This is a genomic window from Pseudomonas baetica, assembly GCF_019733355.1.
GTDB classification, from domain to species: Bacteria; Pseudomonadota; Gammaproteobacteria; order Pseudomonadales; family Pseudomonadaceae; genus Aquipseudomonas; species Aquipseudomonas baetica_A.
In genome coordinates this window covers 1-3,170 of the sequence record NZ_JAIHLQ010000099.1, presented here as the reverse complement: position 1 = coordinate 3,170, position 3,170 = coordinate 1, and the positions used below count along the sequence as shown (strand labels likewise).

1 protein-coding gene and 1 pseudogene are annotated in these 3,170 nt (G+C 54.5%); one reads left to right on the top strand and one right to left on the bottom strand.

Annotated elements, in window-relative coordinates; all coding sequences use genetic code 11:
• Positions 1-2,370, top strand: a pseudogene (locus K5E40_RS34105) (hypothetical protein); the annotation flags it as partial.
• A 25-nt stretch (positions 2,371-2,395) separates the two neighbouring features.
• Here the strand turns inward: K5E40_RS34105 and K5E40_RS34100 are convergent.
• Positions 2,396-3,170: IS3 family transposase (locus tag K5E40_RS34100; RefSeq protein ID WP_221734409.1), on the bottom strand; the 775-nt coding region annotated here is incomplete at its 5' end.

Here is a 3,170-nt window from a genome sequence, read left to right as displayed (position 1 = left end):
CTGGAACTGCCAGAACCTGAAGTACAAGGCCTGATCGACGGCGCCCTGCCCGCCGACACCGACGGCACCACCCTGACCGTGATCTATCTGGACACGGTCAAGGGCGACGAGGTGATCTGGGAATGGGTCGGCTCGAAAACCGGCACGGCCAGCGATTCGGTCACCTTGAGCGATTTCACCGCCGGCAAGGAAGTGCCGTTTTCCATCAAGGCCGGATTGATCAAGGGCAACGAAGGCGGCACGGTGTCAGCCTCGTATTTCATCAAGCGTGCGGTGGGCGGTACCAGTTATGCCAATGCGCGGGTGTTCAGCGTCGGGGGGGCGCTGGAAAATCCATTGCCTTTCCCGAGGATGCCACTCGCCAACGGTACGGGCGCGAGTGTGACGCTGGCACCTCTGAACGCTCAGACCGGAGCCAAGGTCATCGTGGCCTACACGGGCATGAACGATAAACAAAACATCAAACTGACCATGACGGGCACGTCCGGCGCCGGCTCGCCGGACATCCCGGCCAAACCGGGCGTCGCCAGCGGCAGCGTCGAGTTCCTGATTCCCGCCGAAGCCATTGCGGCCAACATCGGCAATGAAACCAAAACCTTCACACTCAGCTACGACGTCACGGCAGGCCAGACAATTCCATCCTTGCCTTTGATCGTGAGCGTCATGCCGCTGCCTGCGACAGAGCTGGACAAAATCAGTATTGAGCAAGCCGATGGCACGGTGCTGGATCTATCGAAGGTGACGTCGGGCGCAACAGTGGTCGCTGGCGTCTGGGCATTCATTGCCGTCAATCAACGGGTCAAACTGGAACTCAAAGGTACCAAGAGCAACGGCGACGATTTCCATTTCGTACGATGGCCATGGCCATCATCCTACGTTAATCAAAACTGGATCAATGCCAGTCGATATAGCTACCAGGTGCCCTACGACCTCCTCAAGGATCTGGCCAATGACAGCAAGCTGGAACTGCATTTTAAGGCCGCGTTGACCTTGAGCCGTGTGGAGGAAGAGGCGATTTTAGCGCCGGTGAAGGCCTACACGATCAAGGCTTTGGATCTAAAAGTCCCCAGCATCAAGGAAGCCAGCGGCAATAGCCTCAATCCTTTTGCGGCCAAGGACACGCTAACGGCGGTTATTGGGGCTTACTCAAACATGATCGGAACTCAAGTGAGTGTGACCTGGAGCGGCGCACCCGGTGAGGGCAGCGTTACGGTTGGCCCGATCGACGTGACCGTACAAGCGGACAAGGAGATTCCTCTACCCAATTCAGTGGTGGCGTTCAATCTGGGTAAGCCGGTGAAAACAACTTACACCGTCACCCTTAATGGCACCCCGCTGGGTTCAAAAGAAGTGAATCTGACCGTACAGCCGATTATCGATGGCGACAATAACCTGCCAACGCCGGCCATCGACGGCGCAGTAGGTGATGATCTGGATATAACTCAGTTGGAGGAAACTGCGCAGTTGAGGATCGCCAAATGGTTGCTGCAGGCTTTGAATCAGAATATTTGGCTCCGTTACGACGGATTTAACAAAAATGGAGACGCTGTAGAACTCATTTTCTGGGCAGGCGCAGCACATAAACAAGTGGAGGGTTTGTTAACGGCTGCGCGGGTCGCATGGCTTCGGACACTTAAAGACGGGAGTTCGCTGAGAATCACTTTCAAGCTGAACTTCGACAAAGTGGCGGACCCTGATACAGCGGTCGATTTTCCTATAACTATTTATACCGTCAAAGCCGTTTCCGAGTTCATTGTAGACACGTCCCCCGTCAATCTCTCGGGACGGAACTTTACAGTCGATCTTGAAACAATAAGATGGGCGCTGACCGGCGCCGATCCGTCAGGCACTGCAGTGTGTCGAAGCGCCGAAGGCGGAGTTCCCCCTTATTCTTACATCTCATGCAACACTGCGGTGGCGTCCGTGGATGAAACGGGAATGATCCGTAGCGAAGGAAACGGTACAGCAACCATAACTGTGTCAGACGCCTCCGGCCAAAGCAGGTGCATCAGTGTCACCGCATCCAACGTTAGAGAGATAATCAGCTCAAATACATCAATGTCCCATGCGCAGTCATTAGCGTGGGTGCGAAGTGTAAATGGAATATCATGCCCCGACAGACTAAATGACATGGATTTATTAGAGCGAATTAACATCAAATATAAAGCGCTACCACCAGGTGTATTCTGGAATCCTGGGGATTATCGCCCAAGGGATTTCTACCCGGGTTACCCATCACCACAAGGAGGTTATGAGTATCTATCCACCATCCAGAATGCAAATGGTACAGGCCCTATGTCCCCCATGTTCTTCTCAGCCGGAAATGGAATTTCCGCCCTCCACATGCCCCCCATGTGTTTCAGACGCTGAGAGCACCAAACGAAGAATGTAGTGGTCAACTAATTCCAGACACCTCGATAGGTGATTTTGACGCCATCGCCCGTTCGTAAACGGTCGGTGGCAGATCTCCCAGTTTCGAGTGCAGCCGTTCGTTGTTGTAAAACCCAACGATGTACTCAGTGATGTCGCGTATCGCCTCGGCATGGTTGGCGTAATCACGTCGCCATACCCGCTCCATTTTCAAGCTCAGGAAGAAGCGCTCCATCACTGCGTTATCCCAGCAGTTACCTTTACGGCTCATGCTTTGCTGCATGTCACTTCTTGCCAGTAGCGCTCTGTAGCTCGCACTCGCGTACTGGCTGCCGCGATCCGAGTGGGCGATCAAGCCGGGTGGCGGTTGACGTTGAGCAACTGCCAGCTGCATTGCACTGCACACCAGTTCAGCGGGCATGTTCGGCGCCATTGACCAGCCCACTACCTTGCGTGAGAACAAGTCCAGCACCACAGCCAGATACAACCAGCCACTACGGGTTCGGATGTAGGTAATGTCTGCTACCCAGGCCTTGTTCGCCGCCTCGGGTTCAAATTGGCGGTTCAATACATTTTCAGCAATCGGCAGGTCATGTTTGCTGTCGGTGGTGTGCACAAATTTACGCTTCCAGGCCGAACGCAGGCCGTTGACGCGCATCATGCGGCGAATCTTGTAAATGCCTACTTGCATACCCTTTGCGCGTAACGCTTTACGCAATGGGCGACTGCCATAACAGCCGCCACTTTCAGCAAACGACGCCTTGAGTTGCAGAGCAACGGGGCAGATCGATGCAGGAGCC